The following is a 22476-nucleotide window of genomic DNA, read 5'->3' on the forward strand; positions in this document are numbered from 1 at the left end:
TCAGAAAGTTCCATGACAAGTCTGTTGCCATCTGTTGATATGAGCATGGCGAGCACGATACTGCCGGTGTCCGTGAACCGTTCAACTCTGAACGGCTACAAGGGAGGACAAGCAGTGACCCTGTTGACCGAACCCCGAGCGCGACGCAGACGCCTGGGCGTCTTCGCCGCGGCCGCCGGGCTCGCCGCAGCACTCCTGACGGCAGGCCCTGCCGTGGCGACACCCGACCCGGGCGACGCGCCCACCAAGCGCGAGGTCTCGAAGAGCGAGCAGGCCGAGGCCGAGAAGGCGATCGAGAAGGGCGAGATACCCGCGCCGGACGAGATCGTCCACTCCGACAACATCGAACATCTCGGAAACACCCCGAAGGACGCGCTGCCGGGCACCAACTCGGACCTGGCGTTCCAGGGCGAGTACGCGTTCGCAGGCAACTACGACGGCTTCCGCGTCTTCGACATCAGCGACCCGAAGGCGCCGAAGACCGTCGCCCAGGTGCTCTGTCCGGGCTCGCAGAACGACGTGTCGGTCTCCGGGAACCTGCTGTTCCTGTCCACCGACTCCTCGCGCAGCGACAGCAGTTGCAACAGCACGACGCAGCCGGCGACGGAGAAGTCCTCGTGGGAGGGCATGAAGGTCTTCGACATCAGCGACAAGGCGAACCCCAAGTACGTCGCCGCCGTCGAGACCGCCTGCGGCTCGCACACCCACACCCTGCTGCCCAAGCGCGACAACGTCTACGTGTACGTCTCCTCGTACTCGCCGAGCGCCACGTTCCCGGACTGCCAGCCGCCGCACGACGGGATCTCCGTCATCAAGGTGCCGCGCGACGCACCCGAGAAGGCGGCGGTCGTCGGCTTCCCCGTCCTCTTCCCCGGTGACGGGCCGGACGGCGGCGGCAACCCGGGCGGGCCCACCAACCCGGGCGTCTCGAAGACCACGGGCTGCCACGACATCACCGTGCTGCCCTCCAAGGACCTCGCGGCGGGCGCCTGCATGGGCGACGGCATCCTCTTCGACATCGGGGACCCGGAGCAGCCGAAGGTCATCGACCAGGTGCAGGACAACGTGAACTTCGCGTTCTGGCACTCGGCGACCTTCAACCAGAAGGCGGACAAGGTTGTCTTCACCGACGAGCTCGGCGGCGGCGGCGCGGCCACCTGCAACGAGGCCATCGGGCCGAACCGCGGCGCCGACGGCATCTACGAGATCAAGGGCAAGGGCGACAGCCGCAAGCTGGTCTTCAAGAGCTACTTCAAGATTCCGCGCCACCAGGCGGACACCGAGAACTGCGTGGCTCACAACGGCTCGCTGATCCCGGTCAAGGGCAAGGACCTGATGGTCCAGGCCTGGTACCAGGGCGGCGTCTCCGTCTGGGACTTCACGGACTCGACCGAGCCGAAGGAGATCGCCTACTTCGAGCGCGGCCCGCTCTCCACGGACGCCATCAGGACCGGCGGCTCGTGGTCGGCGTACTACTACAACGGTCACATCTACTCGAACGACATGGCCAAGGGCTTCGACGTCCTGAAGATCGACGACAGTCGTACGGACCCGGCCGGGGACGTCCGGATGCGTGAGCTCAACGTGCAGACGCAGCCGGACTACTTCGACTGATCAGTCTGGTTCGGCTGGTTCGACCGATTCGGTTGGTTCGGCCGACGGTTTTTGGTGGGCTGCGGCACGATCGCCGGCTCGCCCGTCGCCCCGGTGAGCGGCTTCGTGCCGCTTGCCGGGGCGAGCGTCGACCTGGGGCTGCCGAGCGGCTTCTCGCCCGGCGGGAACCCGGACTCCCAGTCGAGCCCGTACCGCTGGAACAGCTCGGCGCGCAGGGTGCTCGCGGGCATCGGCGCGCCCGGCAGCAGCACCGCGACCACGGCGCCCATCAACAGGGCGCGCAGCAGCGGGTATTCGACGTCGACGTCCTCCGCCCCGTACCGCCGCACCGTGTCCCTCAGGAGCTCCGCGAGCCGCTGCTGCTCGGCGCACTGCACGAAGCTCTCGGCCTGCAGGATGCTCGCCATGTGCGTCCGCATCAGGACCGGCCGCTCCTGTGCGAGGCCGAGGATCGCGTCGATGGCCCGCGCGAGGCGCTCGCGCCCGTCGTCGGTACGCGGCTCGCGCTCCAGGGCGGCTTCGAGCGTGAGATGCATCAGGCGGTGCACGGCGGACTGTAGGAGCTCGCGCTTCCCGGGGAAGTAGTACGAGATCAGGCCGCGCGCTGAGCCGGCGAGGTCCGCGATGTCACCGAGCGTCGTCGCCTCGTAGCCGCGCTCGCCGACCAGCGTCACCGTCGCGTCGAGCAGCCGCTCGCGGGAACGGCGCCGCAATTCTTCGTTGACCGCTGCGCTTCGCGGAGACATCCTGTAACTCCTGCGTTGACTGGCTCGCAGCCAACTATACTCAACGCGTGTCGCTCGGAGCCCCACGGGACCCCGTCCGGCCAGGCCGTTCGCATTTCGGGCGACGCGGGGGATCGTCCGAAATGCGGCGGTCTGTTCTTTTGACCTGCACCTTTGTGGTGATCTACGGGTGTGGGTTCACAGGCGGTTCATGATCGGTTGAAAACGCCCCCTGAATCACAGGACGCGTCGGTGTGACCCAAGAGGTTCTGCACGGTCTTCACGTCGGCACCGTTCCTGATCAGAACGCTCGCGAAGTAATGCCGAAGATCATGGACCGAGCGCTTACTCCCGCCGCTTTGGTGGTCTTGCTCCACAGGTACTCGGCCGCACGCCCCATGGGGAAGATCAGCCCGCCAGGCTCCGCAGCTTCCACAAGGGGACACAGAGCATCTGAGACGACAGCAGCGAGAAACGCGGTCCGGAGGCTCGACTCAGTCTTGAGAGGGCCCCAACTCCCCTTGCTTGAGGAGCCACTGTCGTCACGGCTCTGCGCGGCCATCGTTGACCGGCTCACCTTCAACGGCACGATCATCGAGACCGGCGCCGACTCCTACCGCCTTGCATCGGCACGGGCGAAGACTCAGAGCCCTGCCGAGGCCTGACAGCCGCCGATTCTTCCCTGCAGCCTGCCCGCACTCACGAGCGGCGATCCCGTTTGATCAGTCGGTCAGAGTGCCCTGATGGAAGTACATCCGCCAGCCCGTTTCCGTCAGGCGCCACAACGAGCTCCTCCGAGCCCGACGGCCCTTGTGGTCGGTGAAAAACGTCAGATGGACGAGCCCCGGAGCAAGGACGACCCCGGTCATCTCGCTGACCTTGACCGGAGACTCCGGAGTCACTGACCCATCACCAGTCACGGATAGGACCGAGTCCATGTTCCACCAGCGTCCAGAAGCCCCGATCTCGGTGAACTCCGGGTCCAGAAGCTCCAGAACACGGGACGAGGAAGCGCGCACCTCGGGATCGAGTAGCCGCATCTCCCCGTCGATAGCTGCTTGCACGGCCCGCTCGTTCTCATCCGTCATGCCCGAACCCTACTGACGCCGCTTCGCGGAGCACAGTGAATTGTTGATCTGCTGCCCCGACAGCCAGGCCACGCCGTCATAACTCGTGAACATTCCGATTCGTTCACAGCAACCGATGCCTCCCAAGCCGGTGTTGAAGTGCTGCCCGTTGTTGTGAACAGAGCCAGCCCCACCTTCGTGGCCGGCGTTGAGGACGCCAAGTTGGTCCCGCACGATGCCTTCAGCAGCACGCCCGGCCGCGTTCTGGCGAGCGTCTTGCTTGATCAGCTCGACGGGGATCCCTACGAGGGTTTCGTGGGCGGGAATGTTCTGTGATCCTTCGGAGTCTCGCCCTGTACGAGGATCGTTCCCCGGTCCGTCTGGTAGATCGTGGGGCAGTCCGACTTGCCGCATGTCGTTGCGAGCGTCGTCACCTTCGCGAACGTCCCCTTCCGCGGGCGCAGTTGGTCCGCGTCTGATCATCCCGGGGGTGACCACGAGGGGGCAAGAGGCGGCGTTTTCCGGAACGGGAAACCCTGCGTGCGGCAGCATCCTGGTGGTGGGACACGCGCCCTGGGCTCACCCTGACGCTGCTGCCATGATTCCTTCCGCCGCCCTGGCACAGGCGGCAGGACGCAGTCGCGCAAGCTCAGCGGAGGGGACAGCATGGCCGACCAGTGGGTGAAACTCGAACTGGATGTCGCAGGGTTCAATGCATCGCGCTTCGAGCCGTACGTGACCAGATGCCGAGCCCAAGGCATCCGTTTCACGACCCTTGCGGAGATGGGAGACACGCAGGAGCAGCGGCTCGCGCTCTACGAACTCAACAAGGAGTGTTCGGCCGACATCCCTGAACGTGGCGAGTTCTTCTCATATGAGGAGTACGCCGAACGTCGCTTCGCGGCGTCTTCTTACGATCCGCGCGGCGTCGTGATCGCGTTGGATGGAGAAACGTGGGTTGGGATGGCGGCATCGTCAAAGCACGAGAAATTCGTGTTCAACGAGATGACCGGGGTGAGGTCAACTCACCGGGGTCGGGGCATCTCGATCGCGATGAAGACGATCGGGATGGCGTTTGTCCGCCAGTGCGGCGCGAGCAAGGTTCGCACGATCCATCACCCGCTAAACAAAAGCGCCATCAATATGAACCGGACGATGGGGTTCGTGGACGCGCGTGACTGAACACAGCCGGGCAGAATCAGTTTTTTTGCGGGGGATCGTCCGAAATGCGGCGGTCTTGAGGTGCGTTTCGCGGCCCGCCGCGACTGTGCGTGAAGGTGTGCAGGCGGTGCGTGGCGGGAGTACGTGAGGTCGTGCCTCAGGCCGCTCTCCCTCGGCCCGCCCGCCGGGGGCAAGGTTTCAGACTCTGGTCGGTCTTCTGTTTCTCCGGCTGAGTCGGTAGACGGCGTACGTGATGCCGAGGATGACGTCCGCGGCGGCCCAGAGGGCGATGATCAGTCCGACTCCGAGAGCGGTGCCGAAGTTCTCCGCCTCGTTGCAGGTGGTCGTGTCCAAGGATCCACAGTCCTCGGGAGTGCCGCCCGCGGACGCGGCACCGGTGATCACCCACACCAGGAAGAGCAGCTGGATCGCAAGGAACACCCAGAGGAACACTCGGCGGCGCTTGCGGGGTTTCTCCCTGAAGCCTTCGGCGTCCGGTCCCTGTCGGCCCTCGGGGCGTGGGTCCCGGCCGGGCTGCGGAGAGGGTGGTGTGGTCGGCATGGTGGACCTCCTCTGCGAGCGAGGTCGGTTTGTAGGTGCACTGTCGACGTTACGTCGCGCACGGTCGGTGGCGCGATCAGCTCTCGTGCGGGGACATGTCCGGGATCGTCAGTGTTCCGTCGGGTGACAGGGGAAAGCCCGGGTTGTGGGCGACTTCCCAGGGGTGGCCGTCGGGGTCCAGGAAGACGCCCGTGTAGAAGCCGAGCTCGGAGAGCGTGGCCGGTTTCGTGATGCGGGCGCCGGCTCGCCGGGCCGTGTCGAGGAGGGCGTCCACCTCGTCCGCCGAGCGGACGTTGTACGCGAGGGCAATGCCGCCGAAGCCCGGAGCCTCGGCGGACTCGACCCCGCAGTCGGCGGCCAGCTTCTCCCGGCCCCACAGGACCAGGCCCTGGCCGCCGGCCTGGAAGAAGACGGTCTCCTGGACCTCCTGGCCACGCCACCCGAGGGCCTCGTAGAAGGCGCGGGAGCGGGCCAGGTCGCGGACGCCGAGCGTGATCAGGCTGATGCGCTGTTCCATCCGGCCACCGTAGTCCCGGAGTTCAGCGCTCAGCGGAGTTCGCGGGTGTTCAGGCGAGCGGCTGGCGTACGCACACCGCGTCGAGGCCGAGCGTGAACGGCGCCGTGTCCGTGACCGACAGGCCGAGGACCTGCTTCCGGTCGAGTCCCACCGTCACGTGCACGCAGAACGCGACCACGTACAGGAACCCGTCCGTCTCCTCGTCCTGCAGTGCGAACAGCAGGTGGTAGTCGTACCGCGTGCCTTCGTCCGTCTCGTGCAGGACCAGGTGCGGGGCGTCCAGCTGGTCGCCGAGGCCGACGAACGTGTTGGTCAGGGTCGCCTCGACGCGCTCCCAGAACGAGTCGTCGCCCAGCGGCAGCGAGAGCGCCTGGCGCACCGCCTGCTGGAGCGTGAGGACCATGACGTGCGTCGGGGCCTGCTCCTGCAGCCCGAAGCCGGGGATGATGCGGACGATCGACGCCCCCGGCAGGTCCTTCGCCGCAGCCTGCACCGGGCCGAAGCGGAACGCCGGCCCGGACCCGTCGGACCCGGACCTGGTGGCCTCGGCGAGCGCGGCCTGGAGGCGGGCCTCCGCGGTCTCGGCCTGCTCGGCGCACGCGGGGGTCACCGCGATCAGGGGCTTGAAAGCGACGGTGGCGGTGGACCGCCCGGCCTGCGCGCTGTCGTGGTCCGTCGTCGTGTCCGTCATCGGCTTCTCCCCTGTACCTCGTGCGGTGCATGTGGCTCATATGCGTTCATGCGGCGAATGTGGCGCATGCGGTGCATGTGGCTCACGCGTTCAACTGGCGGGCGACAGTATGCCTTTGGCGGTGTGGTGTGGCACACACGTCTCGCGGGGCGGACGGTCAGCCGACCTGCGACGGTCGAACGGTGACCCCTCGGGCTCGGAGTCCGCCATCCCGAACCGCGCGACAGGCCGCCCCTGTTCCCTTTCCTTCGCGGCGAGCTCCGCAGCGAACCCTCGTTGACTCGGCAGACATCGGAGCGATAGCCGAGATGTCGGCCAACTCCGCGCCTCCGATGGCCGGTTGGCCCCGTTGACATCCGATGTATTCGTCTCTACGGTCCCCAGCGATCCGCCAAGTTCCACTCCGGTGCACACAGTCGAAACAGTCGAATACGGGAGCCGCCCCATGCGCACACCCCGCAGTCGCACCAGGCGAAGAGTCACCGCACTGACCCTGCTCCTCACCGCCGCGCTCGCGGCCCCGGCGCTGCCCGCGGCCGGCGCGGCGCCGGACGGGGCGCGGACTTCGGCCCGTTCGGAGCCCGGCCCCGGCACGGACCATGCCGTCGACGACCCGTTCACCTCCGGGCGCACCAGCTGGTTCCGGCAGGACCGGTTCGGCATGTTCATCCACTTCGGCGCCTACTCGAATCTGGAGGGCGAGTACACCCGGCCCGACGGCACGGTCTGCCGCAACGCCGAGTGGATCCAGCGGGAGTGCCAGATCCCGAAGGACGCGTACGAGAAGCAGGCCGCGACCTTCGATCCGGCGGACTTCGACGCGAAGGCCGTCGTGGGCGCGGCGAAGGACGCGGGGATGAAGTACATCGTCATCACGTCCAAGCACCACGACGGCTACGCCATGTGGCCGACGAAGGTCAACTCCTGGAACCTGCGCGACCATTCGGCCTTCGACAAGCGCCGCGACATCCTCGCCGAGCTGAAGAAGGAAGCCGACGACGCGGGGATCAAGCTCGGCTTCTACTACTCGATCTGGGACTGGCACGACCCGGACTTCCCCGACCCGGCGACCTTCCCCCGGTACGAGAAGCGGATGTACGCCCAGCTCAAGGAGCTCGTCGACGCGTACGACCCGGCGTTGCTCTGGTTCGACGGGGAGTGGGACACCGAGAACCCGCACAATCCGTGGACCGCGCGCGACGGGGAGCGTCTGGAGTCGTATCTGCGCGATCTCGACCCCGAGCTCATCGTCAACAACCGCGTCGGCAAACGCCGTGTCGTCGACGGCGACTACGGCACGCCCGAGCAGGAGATCCCGGACGGGCCGGTCGACGGCCAGCTCTGGGAGTCCTGCATGACCCTCAACGGGCACTGGGGGTACGCGCGTTACGACCAGAACTGGAAGTCGTCCACCACCCTCGTCCGCAACCTCCTCGCCACCACGTCCCGCAGCGGCAACTACCTCCTCAACGTCGGCCCCGACGCCCGCGGCCGCATCCCCGAGCCGTCCGTCGACCGCCTTGCGGAGATGGGCAGTTGGCTGCGTGCGGACGGGCAGGGCGAGGCGGTGTACGGGGCGCGGTACGGCGGGCTGGTCGAGGAGCCGTCGTGGGGTGCGGTCAGCCGCAAGGGCGACAAGCTGTACGCGGCGGTCACCCAGTGGCCCGAGCCGGGCGGCGCGCTGCAGCTGAAGGCGCGTACCGCGTTCGAGGTGAAGTCGGCGCGCGTCCTCGGCTCCGGGCAGAAGGTGGAGGTCGCGAAGACCGCCGACGGCTACGCGCTCACACCCTCCGGTGAGGCGACCAACCCCACCGGTACCGTCGTCGAACTCACCGTGGACCCAGGGCCGACCGCCCCCGAGGGCAGCGGGAAGGGGTTCAGGCAGGAGGTGTTCGACAATGCGGAGCTCGCCGGTGAGCCGAAGGTCACACGGGTCGACGCCGACGTCAACCACGCCTGGAAATACGCTGGTTCACCGCATCCGGACATCGCGTCGGACGACTTCGGCGTCCGCTGGACCGGCACGCTCGAACCCCGCCGCACCGAGACGTACACCCTCGCCACCGTCTCCGACGACCGCGCGCGGGTGTGGATCGACGGCGAGTTGGTCATCGACGCCTGGGACCCGCACGGGCCGCGCGTCGACAAGGCCCAGGTCGACCTGAAGGCAGGCACCAGACACAAGGTGAGGATCGACTACGCGGAGCAGAGCGGCGAGGCCCATATGAAACTGCTCTGGTCCAGTCCGGGCCAGGAGCAACAGGTCGTGCCGCGCGCCCAGTTGCACGACAGCTGAGCCCCGCGGCCGCCGCACCGGTGCGGGGTGCGGCGGCCGCAGGCTCACGGGTGGGCGTCAGCCGTTGCCGGGGTGGAAGGCGACCGCCGACTTCGCGGGCAGCTCGATCTTCGCCTTGCCGCCGGAGACGGTCACCTCGCGGGCCGCGTCCCCGCTCAGCACGTCACGGTACGTGCCGTCGGGCACCTGCGTGCTGAACTCCGCGGTCACCGCGCCGCCGGAGTTGTTCACCGCGACGAAGCCCTTCGCGCCGCGGCCGAAGCCGATGACGTTGCCCTGCGGGGACTGGAAGTCGCTGACGTCGGTGTCGCCGACGGCCGCGCGCCAGCCGACCATGCCGGTCACCCGCGGGTCCCGGTCCAGGCAGTACCAGGCGCCGTTGCCGCAGTCCGTGTCGGTGACGAAGCCGTCGCCGTTCGCGGGCGGTGAGGCGTCCTTGTTCTCGTACGTGAAGCCCGCGTAGACCGCCGGGTCGGCGTGGATCCAGCCCAGCTGGAAGACGTTGGCGAGCACCGCCGTGTCACCGTCCTTGTAGGACAGGTGGCGGCCCTCGCGCTCGGTGTCGTGGTTGGTGACGAACGACACCGACTTGTCGGCGGGCAACTGGCCGTTGCCGAAGTCCTTCAGGGACGCGATGTCGCCCTGGAACGCGGACTTGAGCCGGTCGGCGGCGGAGAAGTCGAGCACCTTGCCGCTGCCGTAGTACTCGTCCGGCGGCGGCGTCGGACCGGGGAACACCTCGTGGAAGACGTACGGGCGCGAGCCGTCCCCTGTCGTGTCGAGCTTGCCGACGATCGCCTCCAGGTCGGCCGCCGGGATGTGCTTCGACGCGTCGATGCGGAAGCCCGAAACACCCAGCGCTATCTGGGAGTTGAGGTAACCGGCGATCTTCGAGCGGACCGCGTCACTGCCCGTCTTCAGGTCCGGCAGGCCGAGCAGCTCGCAGTTCTGCACCTCCCACTTGTCGCTCCAGTTGCTGATCGTGCGGTTGCAGACGTCGACGTTGTAGTCGCCGCGCTGGTACATCGCCGGTTGGTACTTGTCGGTCACCTGCGTGCCGCCGTAGCCGGTGCCGGTCAGGGCCGCGGTGTGGTTGACGACGGCGTCCGTGTAGACCTTCACCCCGGCGTCGTTGCAGGCCTTCGTCATCGCGGCGAAGGCGGCCTTGTCGCCGAAGCGGCTGTTCAGCTCGTAGTTGACGGGCTGGTAGATGTCCCACCAGTTGCCGTCCGGGTGGGCGATGGACTCGTGCGGCGGCGCGACCCACACGGCCGCGTACCCGGAGGGGCCGAGGACGTCGGTGCACTCGCCGGCCACCGACTTCCAGTTCCACGACCACAGGTTGGCGATCACGTCCTTGCCCGCGGCGGCCGAGGCCTTCGGCTTCTTCTTCGCGGCGGCGGTCGCGTCGTCGGGGGCGGGGCTCGCGTTCGCGGGCTGCAGCACGGCGGCGCCCAATAGCGCGGCCGAGCCCGCCGCGGCGGCGGCGACCAGGGACCTGCTGAGCTTGCTCATGGAGATCCTTCTCTGTGTGGGGGCTCTGTGTGGGGGTGAACTGCGCGCAGGGTCACGCCACTTGCGCCTTTTGGTACGCGGCTACGCCGGTGTGGGTGGGGGGATTCGGCGTACGTGCGGAGGCGGAGCGGCGGACCGGCCCCGGGGTGCGGGCAGGCCTGCGGAACGGCGATCGTGCGGGATGAGCCATGCAACCCTCCTCGGTGGGAGGGCCGACGCGCCACGGCCCCATGGTGTGCGGGTGAATCCGGTTGCAAAGTCTTGCAACCTGTTGCTCTGTGCGGCGCCGAAGTTAGTCCCGGGCCGGCGAAGAGGTCAACCCTTTGCGCAGGATGGGGCAGAGAAGGCAGGGGTATATCGGGTGAAGGCGGGGCGAGACGACCCCGTGAAATTCTCTGTAAGTTCTTACAGCACTCGACGGTGTGTCAGCTCGTAGCCGCGTCCTGAGCGGGCGGGCGCACGCGGGCGGCGAATTCCGATACGTGACGGGAGCTCAGGAATCGGTAGAGGCGTACGAGATAGGTGATTTCGCGCGGCATCGTGGATTCCGAACCGCGGACCTCGGGGAGCAGCCCGAGCCGTACTTCCTCGTGCCGGCGGGGAGTCCCGGCCAATGCGTCGCGGCGGGCGGCCTCGATCCAGCAGGCGGTCGCCAACAGCCGTTCACGTTCCTGGAGTTCGCTCTCCTGGATATGCCGTGCGGCCTCGCGGAGGAGGTCCTCCGACGCCCAGCCGTCCCGCAGGAAAATGATGCTGTCGCGAATGTCGATGACCCGCTGGTGCAGCAGCTCCCAGGAATTGCGGAACGTCAGCAGATCGGAAAGCCGCGACTGCGGTGTGACGACGAGGAGTTCCGGGGTGGCCTGCCGCAGCAGCCGCCACAGGCGGAAGAGCCGCTGCCGCCGGTACCAGAACAGCGAGGCCTTGCGCAGCGGGTCGATCGCCGCGAGCGAGCAGCCGAGCGCCACCAGGACGAACCGCGCGAAGGAGCACCAGAACCCGGCGAGCGCGAGCGCGGGCGAGGCGTCCGCGTCGAACCAGCGGATGCCTCGGATCACCAGGTACGGCACCTCGGCGCTGGTGCCGAGCGCGAGCAGCAGCATGCTCGCGCGCAGCGTCGGGCTCAGCATCCGCAGCCCGTACCGCCAGAACACGGCCGCCGCGCCGACGGCCGTGATGAGGCCGTACCCGACCCAGGTGAGCGCGTACGCCACCCACCAGCCGTGCGCCTGCTCGCCGTACCGGTCCTGCTCGTCGGCGAGGGCGAAGAACACGAAGGCGGCGACGGCCATGGCGAGGGCGCAGCCGAGGGGCGCGCGGCGCAGCCAGGTCGGGGTGGGCCGGTCGACGGTGCGCAGCGTCAGGGCGAACCACCACACGACCGCGAAGTCGGTGAGCGCGATGAGCGTGACGGCCAGCTCGCCGGCCTTCGGCACGCCCGTGACCTCGTCGACCCAGGCGCCCACCTGGGCCTGGATGAGCAGCGAACCGGCGGCGAGCACCAGAAGCACGGCCCAGACCGGCCGTTGACCGGACCGTCGCAGCGCGGGAACGCGCAGCACGAGCACGGCCCATACGACGGCGAGGACCACCCCGCGCATCGTCTCGACCCAGGCGGGGACGTCATGCACGGCTTCCTCCAAGAAGTTCTTCGACCCGCCGTTCGACCGGGCTCACGTCGCGGGGCCGCAGCCGCCCGGCCTGCTTCAGGGCGAGCGAGGCGAAGGTCTCGGCGAGCTCCTCCTCGGCGGGGTTGTGCGCCAGTACGGGTCCGGGTCCGGGGCCGGGCGCGGGCGTCAGGTCGGCCGCGCGCAGCGCCATGACCGGCACGGCTGCGTGCGTCCCGCCTGCGGGCGGCACGACCCGCCGTACTGCCGGGTGTTGTTCGCGGGCGACGAGGAGGTGGCAGATCTCGTGGAGCACGATGTGGTCCCGGTGGTATCCGGTGGCGGACGAGCGGTACAGGATGCGGTCGCCCCGACCGTCGTCGATCCACATGCCGAAGGGGAATTCCGGAAGGTCGACGGGGTGCAGGGTCAGCGGACGGCCGCCGAGGCGCGCCATTTCCTGGCACAGCACATCGACATTCCACGGCCGAGGGAACTCGGGCAGGCACGCGAGAAGGCCCTTCGCGGCGAGCCGCATATGCCGGTGAGTTATGGCCCCAGAACCCTTCCCTGAGCGTACGGACGCCGGGAGTTCACTGCTCTGCGGAGTTCTCGTACGACCTCTTCGGACGGTCGGCGAGTTCTCCGGCGAGTTCTCCGTGCAGGGCGACGGAATACGCGATCCGGCGGGCCCCATGTAACCGGCTGGGCGAAGTCCGAACCAGCAGAAAACAAGACACGTGCGGCGAGGAAGTGGCAGAAGAACGCCGACCGGGCCGGATCCGCCGGAGCCAGGCGGCCACGGCCAGGCGTGCAGAGTCAGGCGCGCAGGGTCAGGGGCGGCGGGGTGCCGTTGAGGTAGTGGTCGCCGATGGCGCGCAGCCGGTGGCCGGGGGAGTCGAGCGCGGTCAGCATCCGCGCGTTGCGCCAGAACCGGTCGAGGCCGCCGGCGCGCCCCGTGGAGTCGGCGGCGGCGGTGAGTTCCAGGATGCGGGCGGTGATCCGCAGGGTGGACTGGGCGGTGACGGCCTCCGCGGCCGCGACCAGGACCGCGATCTCGGCCCGCTCGTCGATGCCGAGCGCGGGGCCGGCCTGCAACCCGCGCGCGAGCGCGTCGGAGGCCCGCTCCACGACGGCCGTGGCGGTGTGCGCCGAGGTCGCCAACTCCCCGTAGGAGAGCAGCAGATACGGGTCCTCGGGCAGCGGATCGGCGTACGGGGCGGAGCCGGTGGGGTTCGCGGAGTGCGGGTGGTGCGGGTGGTGCATGCCGTGTGGGTGATGCAGGTGGTTCGGGTGCTGAGGGCGTGTCGCGAGGGTGGCGGTGCCGTTGCCGGGTGTGGTGGGGGCGGCAGGGTGGGACACGGTCAGGCCCGGCGGCAGCGCCGCCGAGGCCGTCGCCTCGCCGAGCGCAGCCGAGAGGAGTGAAGTGCCGTGCGGCCAGGCCCGGTTGACGTCCCGGGCCTCGGCGAGCGCGCCCTCGGCGTTGCCCAGGCCGACCTGCGCGAGCATCAGCCGCAGCGCGAGCGGGGCGAGCGCGGTGAACGGGGAGATGGCGTGCTCGTCGCGCGGCACGTGCCCGAGTACGTGCGCCGCGGTGACTGGTACGTTCTCGAAGGTGACCGTGCCCGCGCCGGCGAGCCGCTGGCCGAGCCGGTCGTCGCGGGTGAGCGAGGTGACGCCCGCGTGCGCCGGGTCGACGAGGGTGACGAGGGTCTCGCCCGTGTCCGCGTGCGGCGCGGCGAGCACGTACCGGTCGGCGACGGCGCTCGCGGAGGCCAACTCGCGCCGCCCGTCGAGGAGATGGCCCGCGCGGGCGGGGGTGAGGGTGAGGCGCTCGGCGGACGACCACGGCTCGGCGGCCTCCGTCGCGCCGCCCCACAGCCACTGCTCGGCCACGGCGCGCTCCTCGATACGGGCCGCTCTGCGCCCGCCCGCGAAGAGGCGCAGCGACCACGCCAACACGTAGTGCCTGCCGAGGAGTTCGCCGACGGAACTGTCGGCGGCGGCGATCTGCCGTACGACGCTACACGCTGTCCGCCAGTCGCAGCCGCGGCCTTCGGGGCCGGGCGGGGTGAGGAAGGCGATCAGGCCGCTCTCGCGCAGCCGTGCCACCTCGTCGAACGGCGGCTTCCCGGCCCGGTCCCGGGCGGCGGCGTCCACCGCGAGATCGTCGGCCACTTCGGAGGCGATCCGCAGCCAGGTGGTGCGGTCGGCGGGGCCGGGGCCGTATGCGGACCCGGGGGCCGGTGTGTCCACGCCGGGAGAGTCCAGGTGCTGCGAGGAGACGCTGGACGCTTCGGACACGGTGGACCTCCGTGGTGCCGTGGGGGGTGAGGGTGTGGGGTTGGGTATGGCCCCGAACTCCCGGATGTGGGCGGAGAGTTCGGGGCTGATGGGTGCGGGGCGGGTGCCGTCAGGCGTTGCCGCTGCCGCCGCCCGTCCGGGCCCCGACCGCGGCGGTCTCGGCGCCTTCGCCGGCGAGGTCGGTCGATTCCTCGGCGTCGTCCGCCGTCTCCGGGGCGATCCGGGACTGCTTGCGGTGCTCGCGGAAGGAGTGGGCGACGGCTGCGGCCCACAGCGCGTAGATGAGCGCGTACACCGTCCACTGGGTGGCGTCCGTGGCCTGCAGCCAGTCGCTCTTGAGGAGCGTGCGGACGTTGGTGAGGACGATGATGCCGCCGACGGCGGAGCCGAGCAGCCGCGGCGGCACGTGCCGGACCAGCCAGGCCGCGATGGGCGCGGCGATCAGGCCGCCGACGAGCAGGGCGCCCGCCCACGCCAGGTCGACGCCCTCCGAGCCGAGCCCGAAGAGGAAGCCGAGGCTGGCGGCGACGGCGACGAGGAACTCGCTGGTGTCGACCGAGCCGATCACCTTGCGTGGCTCAAGGCGTCCGCTGGCGAGGATCGCCGGGGTGCCGACCGGGCCCCAGCCGCCGCCTCCGGTGGCGTCGAGGAAGCCCGCGACCACGCCGAGCGGGGAGAGGAACCGCTTGCGCAGCGGCTTGCCGAGGTTGCCTGTCGGCAGGCCGAGGAACGTGAACCGGGTCAGCACGTACGCGCCGAGGCCGAGCAGGATCAGGGCCATCGCGGGCTCGGCGAGCTCCGTCGACAGGTTCGACAGGACGGTGGCGCCGGCGAACGCGCCCACGGCGCCCGGCAGTCCGATCTTCGCGACGACGCGCCAGTCGACGTTGCCGAAGCGCCAGTGCGCCACGCCGGAGGCCAGCGTCGTGCCGATCTCCGCCAGGTGCACGGTCGCGGACGCGGCCGCCGGGTTTGTGCCGAAGGCGAGGAGCAGGGTGGTGGACGTGACGCCATAGGCCATGCCGAGGCTGCCGTCCACGAGTTGGGCGCCGAGCCCGGCCAGGGCCAAGAGGATGAGCGTTCTCACGACGGCACGTACCTTCCCTAGTTTTCCCACTGGATTGGTAGGGATAGTGTCCGTGAAGTGCCGTACAGGCAAGGGGGTGTTCAGTAAGTGGACGTACCTGTCTTGTTATTCGGGACCGTGCAGGTCAGGAGGGTGCGGACGGAGACGGTTCGCCGACGGCGGGAGGGGCGTCTCGAACGCTCAGGGGTTCGTCCAGGCGGACGGGTTCTCCGCCAACTTCTTGACGTCGGCGGGCAGTCCGGAGCAGGCCACGTCCTCCAGGGAGGTTCCGTCGAGGACCTGCCGGACGTTGGCGCGCAGGGCGATCCACAGTGGCAGGAGCGACTCGGCGGGGCCGGAGTACGACAGCTCGGGCGGGCGCACTCCGCGCACCGACACCAACGGGCCGTCGACCGTGCGGATCACGTCCGCGATGCTGATCTCCGCGGCCGGGCGGGCGAGCCGGTAGCCGCCGTTGCCGCCGCGCTGGCTGGTGACGAGGCCGCCGCGGCGCATGTCGTTGAGGATGCCCTCGAGGAATTTGTGCGGGATCTCCTGGGCTGCGGAGATCGCCTCGGCCTTCACGGGGCCGCTGTCCGTGCAGGCCGCGAGCTGCAGGGCTGCCCGTACCGCGTAGTCCGCTCTGGCTGAGATGCGCATGGCCGCATTATCGCCCACGGGGTTGTGCGTGGGATCGCCCACTGGCGGAGCCGCGGCATTTCCTACTACTCTGATAGGGAAGGGTGTTGGCTGCGGTACTGCGGTGGTGCAGTGTGCTGTCGCCGAGTCACCCTGGCTGAGCCAACTCGACGCGGGTCCATGAGGGCACGCAGTAAGGACGCCATGTCACGCAAGCAGCAGCCGCTCGTACGCCGCCGGCACGTCGACTTCCGTCGCGTCGCCAGCGCGGCGTGCGTGGGGTGTGCTCCTTGCGTTGCCTGCTGCCGCGGCTGACGGCGCGCGTCCAACTGCTCGTCTCCCCCTCTCCTCCTCCTGAACTCACCTGCCCCAGCGAATCGAGAAGCCATGACCACGGCCGTACCCAGCCGCACCCCTGTGACCGCGAATGTCCTGCATACTCCGCGCCATTTGCGGCTTGTACGCGAGGATGATGCGCGCGAGTTCGTCGGATACCTGGTCCTGCTGCCTGCGGGCACCGACCCCACGGAACTGTTCGCGCGCAGCGGCATCCAGCCCGAGGCGCGGGCGCTCGCGCCTGAACGTGACTCTGTGCAGCGCGACCTTTTGCAGCGAGACGCTGCGCAGCGCGACCCTTTGCAGATCGATGCCGAGCGGCGCGTCGCCGTGCTCGACGGGCGTGAACTCGACCTGACCTACCTGGAGTTCGAGCTGCTCGCTCAGCTTGTCCGGAATCCTCGGCGGGTTTACTCGCGGGAGTATCTCGTCGAGCGTGTGTGGGGGCACGGGCACATCGGTGACGGTCGGACGGTGGACGTTCATGTCGCCCGGCTGCGGCGGAAGTTCGGGGCGGGGTATCGGGGGCGGATCGTCACGGTGCGGCGGGTTGGGTACAAGTACGTGCCGGACGCGTCCTGAGTCCTCTCCGTGCCCGTCTCCATCTCCGTCTTCGGCCCGGGGCCCGGCATCGCCCTGCGGGCTCGCGTCCTCAATCGCCGGACAGGCTCGATGTGTTCCCCACCCCGCCCCTTCCCGACTGTGTCCATTTGCGGCTGGCGTCGCGTGGGCTCGGCGGACGGCTCTGAGGGCTGTGCCGCTGGGCCCCTGCCTCGGGGGCTGCGCCCCGTCCCCGCTTCGGGGGCTGCTTCTGGGGCTTGGGTTGCCGTCCCTGCCCCCGCCTTCGGGGCGCTGCCCCGGAATCCCGCCGAGGCTTCGCCCCGACCCCGGTCGTCTTTCGGCTGCCGGTTCGTCGTGGCTGGTCGGGCAGTTCCCCGCCCCTGAAGAACCGGGCTTCGCCCTGGATCTCTGTTGTCGGTCGGGTGCCGCGCCGTCGTGGTTGATCGCGCAGTTCCCCGCGCCCCCGGCAAGCCAGCCCGAGTCCGCAAAGTCAGCCCCTGGCCTCTGAGGGGGGCGGGGGAAAATTCAGCCCCACCCGGCATGGGGTGGGGTGGGGTGGGGGCAGGTTCAGCCTCTCCGGCGTTTGAGGAGCGGGGGCCGGGGGTGCTCGGTGACCTCGTGCCCCGGTAGGGGCGGCCCCCGCGCGGCCAACTGGGTGCCCACACGCGGCGCGCCGCAGCGCAACCGCCGAGGATCGACGCATGCCACAGCCCGCCGCACGGCGCCCCGCACGCAGCGTGCAAGCCCTGCTGCCCGCCGCCGAACGGGCCCGCCGCCGCACCGCCGAGCTGCCCTGGCGCGGCGCCCTCATCGGTTTCGTCGTCCTGGTCGCCCTGTTCGCCACCGGAGTCGCCCTCTACCTGGACGAGCGCGAGGTACGCCAGACCCCCGTGCACGTCGGCGCCGCCCACTCGGAGGACCGCCTCGACGTCGAGGTCACCGTGCAGCGCACCAACCCCGGCGACCGGCGGATGACGCTGCAGCTCCACGCCGTCCCGCACGGTAAGTACGCCAACCCCGTCGGGGACGCTGACACCGACATGACCGTCTACACCAACGACCCGGACCACGACGAGCTGAAGTTCGACAAGCAGAGCCCCGTCTGGCGAAGGGAGTTCCAGCTGACGCTCTCCGAGGGCACCCCGTCCGACTACCCCTTCGACCGGTACGGGACGCGCCTCGCGCTGACCGCGAGCACCAACGGCTCGGACACCGTGCCCATCGCCCTCACCTACCGCGACCAGGACCCGAACTTCGCGATCGAGGCGAAGGCGACCGAGTACGCGGACGCGGTGGTCGGCATCGCGGGCACGGTGAAGCGCTCACGCTCCACGTTCATCATGGCCTCGTTCATGATCGCCGCGATGTGGTCGATCGCCCTCGCCGTGGCCGTCGCCTGCTGGCTCGTCGTCGGCCAGCGCCGCGGCCTCGTCTGGCCCGCGCTCGGCTGGATGGCGGCGAGCCTGTTCGCCCTGGTCGGCCTCCGCAACGCGGCCCCGGGCTCCCCGCCCAACGGCTGCCTGCTCGACTACGCCGCGTTCTACTGGGCCGAGGCGCTCATCGCGCTCAGCCTGACGCGCCTCGTCTTCCACGGCATCCACCTGGAACACCGCACGGGCGGCCCCGTCGACCCCCTGCTCTCGGGCAAAGCCAACGTCTCCCGTACGGCACGCCTGCGCCGCCGCGGCACACCGGCCGGAAGCCGGGTGCGCGGCGGGCTGCACTGAGGAGCTCAGGAACCCTGCAGCGTTCAGGAACCGTGCAGGGTCAGGAACTGTGAAGCCTCAGGAACCGTGCAGCGTCAGGAACCGTGAAGCGTCAGGAACCGTGAAGCGTCATGAAGCCGGAGCCGCCCGGCCGGGCAAGGAGTACGGGCTGACGCCGAGGGCCCAGGACCACCCAGGCCCCGTGGGACAGCTCGTCCGTCCACGGGATGCCACCCCGCCAGGTGCGCGCACCGGCGAGCACCGCACCCGGCGCGACCGCCGCCGCGCCGCCCTCGGGGCCCGCCGATTCCTTCCGCAGCACAGGCGAGCCGCCGCCCGCGTGCTGCTCGGGGCCGTCCCCGTACTCGTAGTCGATGAGCAGCTCCACGGCCTTGCCGTGCCGGTGCTTGACGTCGGGCCTGCGGACGGCGGTGGCGGCCCGCCAGGGGCCGAAGCGGAGGACCCGGCGGACGACGAGCAGCCACCGCAGTTTGAAGGACGGGCCGAGCAGCAGGAAGGCCGAGATCATGAAGAAGAAGGATGCGGCCCCGGCGATCGTGTCGTCCTCCGCCACCTTGGACGTGATCAGCAGAGCCGCCCAAATCGCCACCCGGACAAGCAAGTTGGTGAGCGTCCTGCGGAACGTCCGGGTCCAGTGCTGCTGCGTACCGGGGTCGTCGAACGCGTGCTGCGTCAGCGGCGGGGCGATCTGTGTGTACACGCAGACTCCAAGTCGTCACTGCTCTGTTCAAAGCAGGGGCAGGGGCAGGGGTGCGGGCGGCGGCCGGATCAGCCGCGCAGGCCCGCGCCCAGGGAGGCGAGGCCCGCCCGCTTCGCGCGGGTCATCCGCTCCTTGTCGCGGGCGATCGCCCGGTACTCGTCCAGAGGCGTACGACGACCACGCTCGAGGCTCATCAGCTCCCGGCCGCCCGGCTCGGCGATGACCCCGCCGAGCTCCGGGTCGCCCGCGAACCACGCGCCCTGCTCCATCGCGCCCGTCCAGCGCTTGCGCTGCAGCGGGTTGATGGCGCGCATCGCCTTCGACCAGTCGCCGCCCGGCTCAGTCCTGAGCTGCACGGGCAGCGCCATCACGTCCTTGACACCGGGGCAGGGGCGTACGGCCGCCCGGTACTCCCACGGGTACTCGCGCAGGACCCGGCGGATCCGGCGAAGGCGGAGCACCGGGCCGAGCGAGTAGAGCGCCGCCGCGAACACGAACGGCGCCGCCACGACACAGACGAACCCGGCGATCCGCATCCACATCGGGGGCGACTCCTGCCGGTCGCCGAGCAGCCCCATCACCGTCAGGGTGGCGAGCAGCAGCAGGACGACCAGCGGCAGCATCGCCCCGGCCCGCAGCCGCGCCCGCTGCCAGTGGCGACGCGTCGCGGCGTGATCGAAGGCGCACGCGTCCGGCGGGACCTGCACGGCGGATGGCATCTGTCACGGCTCCTGCTTCGGGTGCTGCGAGTCTAGGACACGTGTCCGGGCTCACTTCGACGGCCGTACACAGGTCGGCGTCGACCCGGTGCGCATAAGATGCGTGCTTTGTTCGTTGTCGTCGGAATGCAGTTCAGGAGAGCTCCCTGTGACCGTAGCGATCGCCCCCGCCACGTCGGACTCCGCGCCCATCGACCCGCAGCAGAGCCCGGCCGACGTGCCCGAGCAGGCCGCGGCCGAGCCCGCCGAGCAGCCGGTCACCGCAGCCGACGCGGAGCTGATGGCGGGCGCGGAGTGGACCCCGGCGACGGACGACGAGCCGGCGACGGACGACGAGCCGGCGACGGACGACGAGCCGGCAGGGGATGGCGAGGGGGCCGAAGCGGCCGAGGTGGACGAACCCTCTGCCGTGGACGAGCGCATCGCCCGCGACGCCCACGAGTTCGGCGTCTACGCCCGTACCGGGGGCTGGGCGTTCGCCCTCAAGGTGGCCCGGAGCGTACGGCCCGGCGGGCAGGCCTCGGGGGAGACCCCGAAGGTGTCCGCGAAGCGGTTCGGCGAGCTGGCCGGCTGCTCCCCGGAGCGCGTCATGCGGTTCTACAAGGCCTGGGACGCGGCGGCCGACGACGGTCTCGTCCCGCAGTTCGAGGCCCTCGAACCGGGCGCCGAGATCGACCTGCCGGACGCGGACGCCTGGCTCCGGTACTACGTCTCCCGCAACAGCGCGACGTCCGTGCGCGGCACCGCCATCACCGCCGCCGCCGAGGCCGAGGGCATCCGCCCCACCAAGGCCCTGGAGGTCGCAGAGAACCCGACCGCGCTGCGCGCCGCGATCCTCGCCGACCCCTCCACCGCCCAGGCCGCCCGCGCCGCGCTGCTCGACCGGATCAAGGAGGACCCGGCGCTGCAGACCGAGCTGGCCCGCGACATCGCGCGCACCGACGTCCTCAAGAAGGCCGTCGCGCAGGAGGCGAAGGCCGCCGACCGGATCGGGTTCGTACGGCAGATCGCCGAGCAGGGCGAGCTGAAGACCCCGGCGGGCCAGAAGGTGGAGGCCCCCGCCGAGCTGCGCCAGGAGGCCGAGCGGCACCTGTCCCTGCTCGACGAGCTGGACGACGACGAAGAGGTCGGCGAGTGGACGACCGAGGCGTACGACACGGTCAAGGACCTCGCCACGCAGGCCGTGGAGCAGGCCGTCGAGCGGGACCCCGAACTGCGGGTCCAGGAACGGCGGACGAAGTTCTACAGCAGCCTGGAGAAGGCGACGAAGGTGTTCGAGGAGCTCACCCTCGACGACGCCGACGACATCTACGAGGACGACATGGTGCAGCGCCTCGAAGAGCTGCAGCAGGCCATCGGCGCCTGCCTCACCGCCCTCCGCAAGGCGAGCGACGGCCAGCAGTAGCCCGAGGGCCGGCCCGCCCCTCGGCTCCTCGCGGACCCGCGGACTCTGTCCGTCTCCGGGCGGGGGACGCTCCCGGGCACGCCCTCTTGCCGCGTGCGGTGCGCCGACCCGCGAGTTCTCGGCCCTCGGCCTGATCCGCAGGGATCGGCGAGGGCCCCGGCGTATCGAGGGCCCCGGGCGTAGCGGGCCCCCGGGCGCAGGGGGGGTGCCCGCCCGGGTGCCCTGGGGCCCCGCCCCGGTTGTCAGTGGCGCCGGGCACACTGGGGGCATGTCGTCGTCTCCGCGCCGGGCCTGCCCCGAGTGTGCTCGTGAAATCGCCGTCGTGGCGGGCCGGTTGTCCCGCCACGATCCGCCCGCCGGTGTGGGCGGGGAGTCCTTGGTGTCCTGCCCCGGCTCGAAGCGCAGAGTCGCCCTCGCCTCGGGGCAGCGCACCCTGGACGGGTATGCGGTGCCGGACTTCCCCGGCCAGCTGCCGCTGTTCTGACGCGTACGATCGAGGGATGTCTGAACGCATGATCGCGGCCTGTGACGGCGCTGCGAAGATCAATCCTGGCCCGGCGGCATGGGCGTGGGTGCTCGCCGACCCCGTGGGCGTCCCGCAGCGCTGGGAGGCGGGCCCGCTCGGCGTCACCACCAACAACGTGGCCGAACTGACCGCGCTGGCCGAGCTGTTGGAGTCCACCGACCCGACGGTGCCGCTGGAGATCCGGATGGACTCCCAGTACGCGATGAACGCGGTCACGAAGTGGATCGCCGGCTGGAAGCGGAACGGCTGGCAGACCGCTTCGAAGAAGCCCGTCGCCAACAAGGAGCTCGTCGTCCGCATCGACGCGCTGCTCGACGGCCGTGACGTGAAGTTCGTGCACGTCCTCGCGCACCAGGTCGACGGCGACCCGCTGAACGCCATCGCCGACGCCGCCGCCAGCGTCGCCGCCACCGAGCAGCAGGCAGCCGGCACCGCCCACGGCGCGGACGGCTTCCCGGAGCCGAGCCCGCAGACCGAGGACAAGCCGCGGGCCGCCCGCCCCCGCAAGAAGGCCGCCGCGGGCCGGTCCCCGCGCACCGGCGGCGGCGCCGTGATCAAGGCGAAGTTCCCGGGCCGCTGCAGCCACTGCCAGTCGCGGTACGACGTCGGCGAGAAGATCACCAAGATCGCCCGAGGCTGGGGCCACGAGGCGTGTCGGGAAGCGAGCCCCGCGAGCTGAGCGGCCGGTAGCCGACCGGAGCCTGGAGCGGGGTGGAGGGGCCCGGAGCGAGCCCCTCCA

At 70.1% G+C, this 22476-nt stretch carries 23 protein-coding genes and 2 pseudogenes; 10 read left to right on the forward strand and 15 right to left on the reverse strand.

Features of this window, described 5'->3' with window-relative positions; genetic code table 11:
- Positions 1–114 precede the first annotated feature (114 nt).
- On the forward strand, positions 115–1614 hold the full coding sequence (locus QIS96_RS08360) for an LVIVD repeat-containing protein (protein ID WP_282541818.1): 1500 nt from the start codon (positions 115–117) through the stop codon (positions 1612–1614).
- On the opposite strand, the gene QIS96_RS08365 is transcribed toward QIS96_RS08360, so the two are convergent.
- Complete coding sequence (locus QIS96_RS08365) at positions 1602–2360, reverse strand: TetR/AcrR family transcriptional regulator (RefSeq protein WP_282541779.1); 759 nt, start codon at positions 2358–2360, stop codon at positions 1602–1604. The two genes, QIS96_RS08360 and QIS96_RS08365, sit on opposite strands and share 13 nt — an antisense overlap.
- 188 nt (positions 2361–2548) lie before the next feature.
- On the reverse strand, positions 2549–2785 hold the full coding sequence (locus QIS96_RS37670; RefSeq protein ID WP_349017374.1) for a tyrosine-type recombinase/integrase: 237 nt from the start codon (positions 2783–2785) through the stop codon (positions 2549–2551).
- A gap of 99 nt (positions 2786–2884) precedes the next feature.
- On the opposite strand from QIS96_RS37670, the pseudogene QIS96_RS08375 reads away from it, so the two are divergent.
- Positions 2885–3004, forward strand: a pseudogene (locus QIS96_RS08375) (IS21-like element helper ATPase IstB); the annotation flags it as partial.
- A 57-nt stretch (positions 3005–3061) separates the two neighbouring features.
- Here QIS96_RS08375 and QIS96_RS08380 read toward each other — a convergent pair.
- A complete protein-coding gene (locus QIS96_RS08380) occupies positions 3062–3427 on the reverse strand; it encodes a nuclear transport factor 2 family protein (protein ID WP_282541780.1) in 366 nt (121 codons plus the stop codon).
- Positions 3428–3667: 240 nt separating this feature from the next.
- Positions 3668–3870: pseudogene (locus tag QIS96_RS37815) on the reverse strand (hypothetical protein); the annotation flags it as partial.
- A 202-nt stretch (positions 3871–4072) separates the two neighbouring features.
- On the opposite strand from QIS96_RS37815, the gene QIS96_RS08385 reads away from it, so the two are divergent.
- The gene (locus tag QIS96_RS08385; protein WP_282541781.1) at positions 4073–4588 is read left to right on the forward strand and encodes a GNAT family N-acetyltransferase; all 516 of its coding nucleotides are present in this window, start codon (positions 4073–4075) and stop codon (positions 4586–4588) included.
- Positions 4589–4765: 177 nt separating this feature from the next.
- Here QIS96_RS08385 and QIS96_RS08390 read toward each other — a convergent pair whose 3' ends face one another.
- From QIS96_RS08390 to QIS96_RS08400, 3 genes are all read right to left on the reverse strand, one after another.
- On the reverse strand, positions 4766–5128 hold the full coding sequence (locus tag QIS96_RS08390; protein WP_282541782.1) for a hypothetical protein: 363 nt from the start codon (positions 5126–5128) through the stop codon (positions 4766–4768).
- Between the two features lie 76 nt (positions 5129–5204).
- Positions 5205–5645, reverse strand: coding sequence for a VOC family protein (locus tag QIS96_RS08395; protein WP_282541783.1), 441 nt, complete (start codon positions 5643–5645; stop codon positions 5205–5207).
- A 49-nt stretch (positions 5646–5694) separates the two neighbouring features.
- Positions 5695–6336 carry a Type-2Aa cytolytic delta-endotoxin gene (locus tag QIS96_RS08400; protein WP_282541784.1) on the reverse strand — a complete coding sequence of 214 codons (642 nt, stop codon included), beginning with the start codon at positions 6334–6336 and terminating at the stop codon, positions 5695–5697.
- Between the two features lie 445 nt (positions 6337–6781).
- Here QIS96_RS08400 and QIS96_RS08405 point away from each other — a divergent pair, with 445 nt between their 5' ends.
- Positions 6782–8632 (forward strand): alpha-L-fucosidase, encoded by a 1851-nt coding sequence (locus QIS96_RS08405; protein ID WP_282541785.1) that lies wholly within the window; start codon positions 6782–6784, stop codon positions 8630–8632.
- Positions 8633–8689: 57 nt separating this feature from the next.
- Here QIS96_RS08405 and QIS96_RS08410 read toward each other — a convergent pair whose 3' ends face one another.
- From QIS96_RS08410 to QIS96_RS08420, 3 genes are all read right to left on the reverse strand, one after another.
- On the reverse strand, positions 8690–10147 hold the full coding sequence (locus QIS96_RS08410; RefSeq protein WP_282541786.1) for an alpha-amylase: 1458 nt from the start codon (positions 10145–10147) through the stop codon (positions 8690–8692).
- Positions 10148–10572: 425 nt separating this feature from the next.
- On the reverse strand, positions 10573–11778 hold the full coding sequence (locus QIS96_RS08415; RefSeq protein ID WP_282541787.1) for an MAB_1171c family putative transporter: 1206 nt from the start codon (positions 11776–11778) through the stop codon (positions 10573–10575).
- The gene (locus tag QIS96_RS08420) at positions 11771–12226 is read right to left on the reverse strand and encodes a hypothetical protein (RefSeq protein WP_282541788.1); all 456 of its coding nucleotides are present in this window, start codon (positions 12224–12226) and stop codon (positions 11771–11773) included. Before QIS96_RS08420 ends, QIS96_RS08415 begins: the two co-directional genes overlap by 8 nt.
- Positions 12227–12305: 79 nt before the next feature.
- Between QIS96_RS08420 and QIS96_RS08425 the strand changes: the two genes are divergently transcribed.
- A complete protein-coding gene (locus QIS96_RS08425) occupies positions 12306–12455 on the forward strand; it encodes a hypothetical protein (protein WP_282541789.1) in 150 nt (49 codons plus the stop codon).
- 118 nt (positions 12456–12573) lie between these two features.
- On the opposite strand, the gene QIS96_RS08430 is transcribed toward QIS96_RS08425, so the two are convergent.
- The 3 genes from QIS96_RS08430 to QIS96_RS08440 form a co-directional block, all read right to left on the reverse strand.
- Positions 12574–14058 carry an acyl-CoA dehydrogenase family protein gene (locus QIS96_RS08430; RefSeq protein WP_282541790.1) on the reverse strand — a complete coding sequence of 495 codons (1485 nt, stop codon included), beginning with the start codon at positions 14056–14058 and terminating at the stop codon, positions 12574–12576.
- 109 nt (positions 14059–14167) lie between these two features.
- Positions 14168–15145: a sulfite exporter TauE/SafE family protein gene (locus QIS96_RS08435; protein WP_282541791.1), complete on the reverse strand. Its 978-nt coding sequence runs from the start codon at positions 15143–15145 to the stop codon at positions 14168–14170.
- A gap of 180 nt (positions 15146–15325) precedes the next feature.
- Entirely contained in the window at positions 15326–15784 is a 459-nt protein-coding gene (locus tag QIS96_RS08440) for an RrF2 family transcriptional regulator (protein WP_282541792.1), read from the reverse strand.
- 366 nt (positions 15785–16150) lie between these two features.
- Between QIS96_RS08440 and QIS96_RS08445 the strand changes: the two genes are divergently transcribed.
- On the forward strand, positions 16151–16681 hold the full coding sequence (locus tag QIS96_RS08445) for a winged helix-turn-helix domain-containing protein (protein ID WP_282541793.1): 531 nt from the start codon (positions 16151–16153) through the stop codon (positions 16679–16681).
- Between the two features lie 680 nt (positions 16682–17361).
- Complete coding sequence (locus tag QIS96_RS08450) at positions 17362–18387, forward strand: DUF4436 family protein (protein ID WP_282541794.1); 1026 nt, start codon at positions 17362–17364, stop codon at positions 18385–18387.
- A 91-nt stretch (positions 18388–18478) separates the two neighbouring features.
- On the opposite strand, the gene QIS96_RS08455 is transcribed toward QIS96_RS08450, so the two are convergent.
- Together QIS96_RS08455 and QIS96_RS08460 are read right to left on the reverse strand one after the other, a co-directional pair.
- Positions 18479–19087 carry a hypothetical protein gene (locus tag QIS96_RS08455; RefSeq protein WP_282541795.1) on the reverse strand — a complete coding sequence of 203 codons (609 nt, stop codon included), beginning with the start codon at positions 19085–19087 and terminating at the stop codon, positions 18479–18481.
- A gap of 68 nt (positions 19088–19155) precedes the next feature.
- The gene (locus QIS96_RS08460) at positions 19156–19806 is read right to left on the reverse strand and encodes a hypothetical protein (RefSeq protein ID WP_282541796.1); all 651 of its coding nucleotides are present in this window, start codon (positions 19804–19806) and stop codon (positions 19156–19158) included.
- A 148-nt stretch (positions 19807–19954) separates the two neighbouring features.
- Here QIS96_RS08460 and QIS96_RS08465 point away from each other — a divergent pair, with 148 nt between their 5' ends.
- The 3 genes from QIS96_RS08465 to QIS96_RS08475 all read left to right on the forward strand — a co-directional run bounded on the left by QIS96_RS08465 (position 19955) and on the right by QIS96_RS08475 (position 22416).
- Positions 19955–21211 carry a hypothetical protein gene (locus QIS96_RS08465; RefSeq protein ID WP_282541797.1) on the forward strand — a complete coding sequence of 419 codons (1257 nt, stop codon included), beginning with the start codon at positions 19955–19957 and terminating at the stop codon, positions 21209–21211.
- A 268-nt stretch (positions 21212–21479) separates the two neighbouring features.
- Positions 21480–21695 (forward strand): hypothetical protein, encoded by a 216-nt coding sequence (locus QIS96_RS08470; RefSeq protein ID WP_282541798.1) that lies wholly within the window; start codon positions 21480–21482, stop codon positions 21693–21695.
- A 16-nt stretch (positions 21696–21711) separates the two neighbouring features.
- On the forward strand, positions 21712–22416 hold the full coding sequence (locus QIS96_RS08475; RefSeq protein ID WP_282541799.1) for a ribonuclease H family protein: 705 nt from the start codon (positions 21712–21714) through the stop codon (positions 22414–22416).
- Positions 22417–22476: the final 60 nt, after the last annotated feature.

This window comes from Streptomyces cavernicola (assembly GCF_029968035.1).
Classification (GTDB): Bacteria; Actinomycetota; Actinomycetes; order Streptomycetales; family Streptomycetaceae; genus Streptomyces; species Streptomyces cavernicola.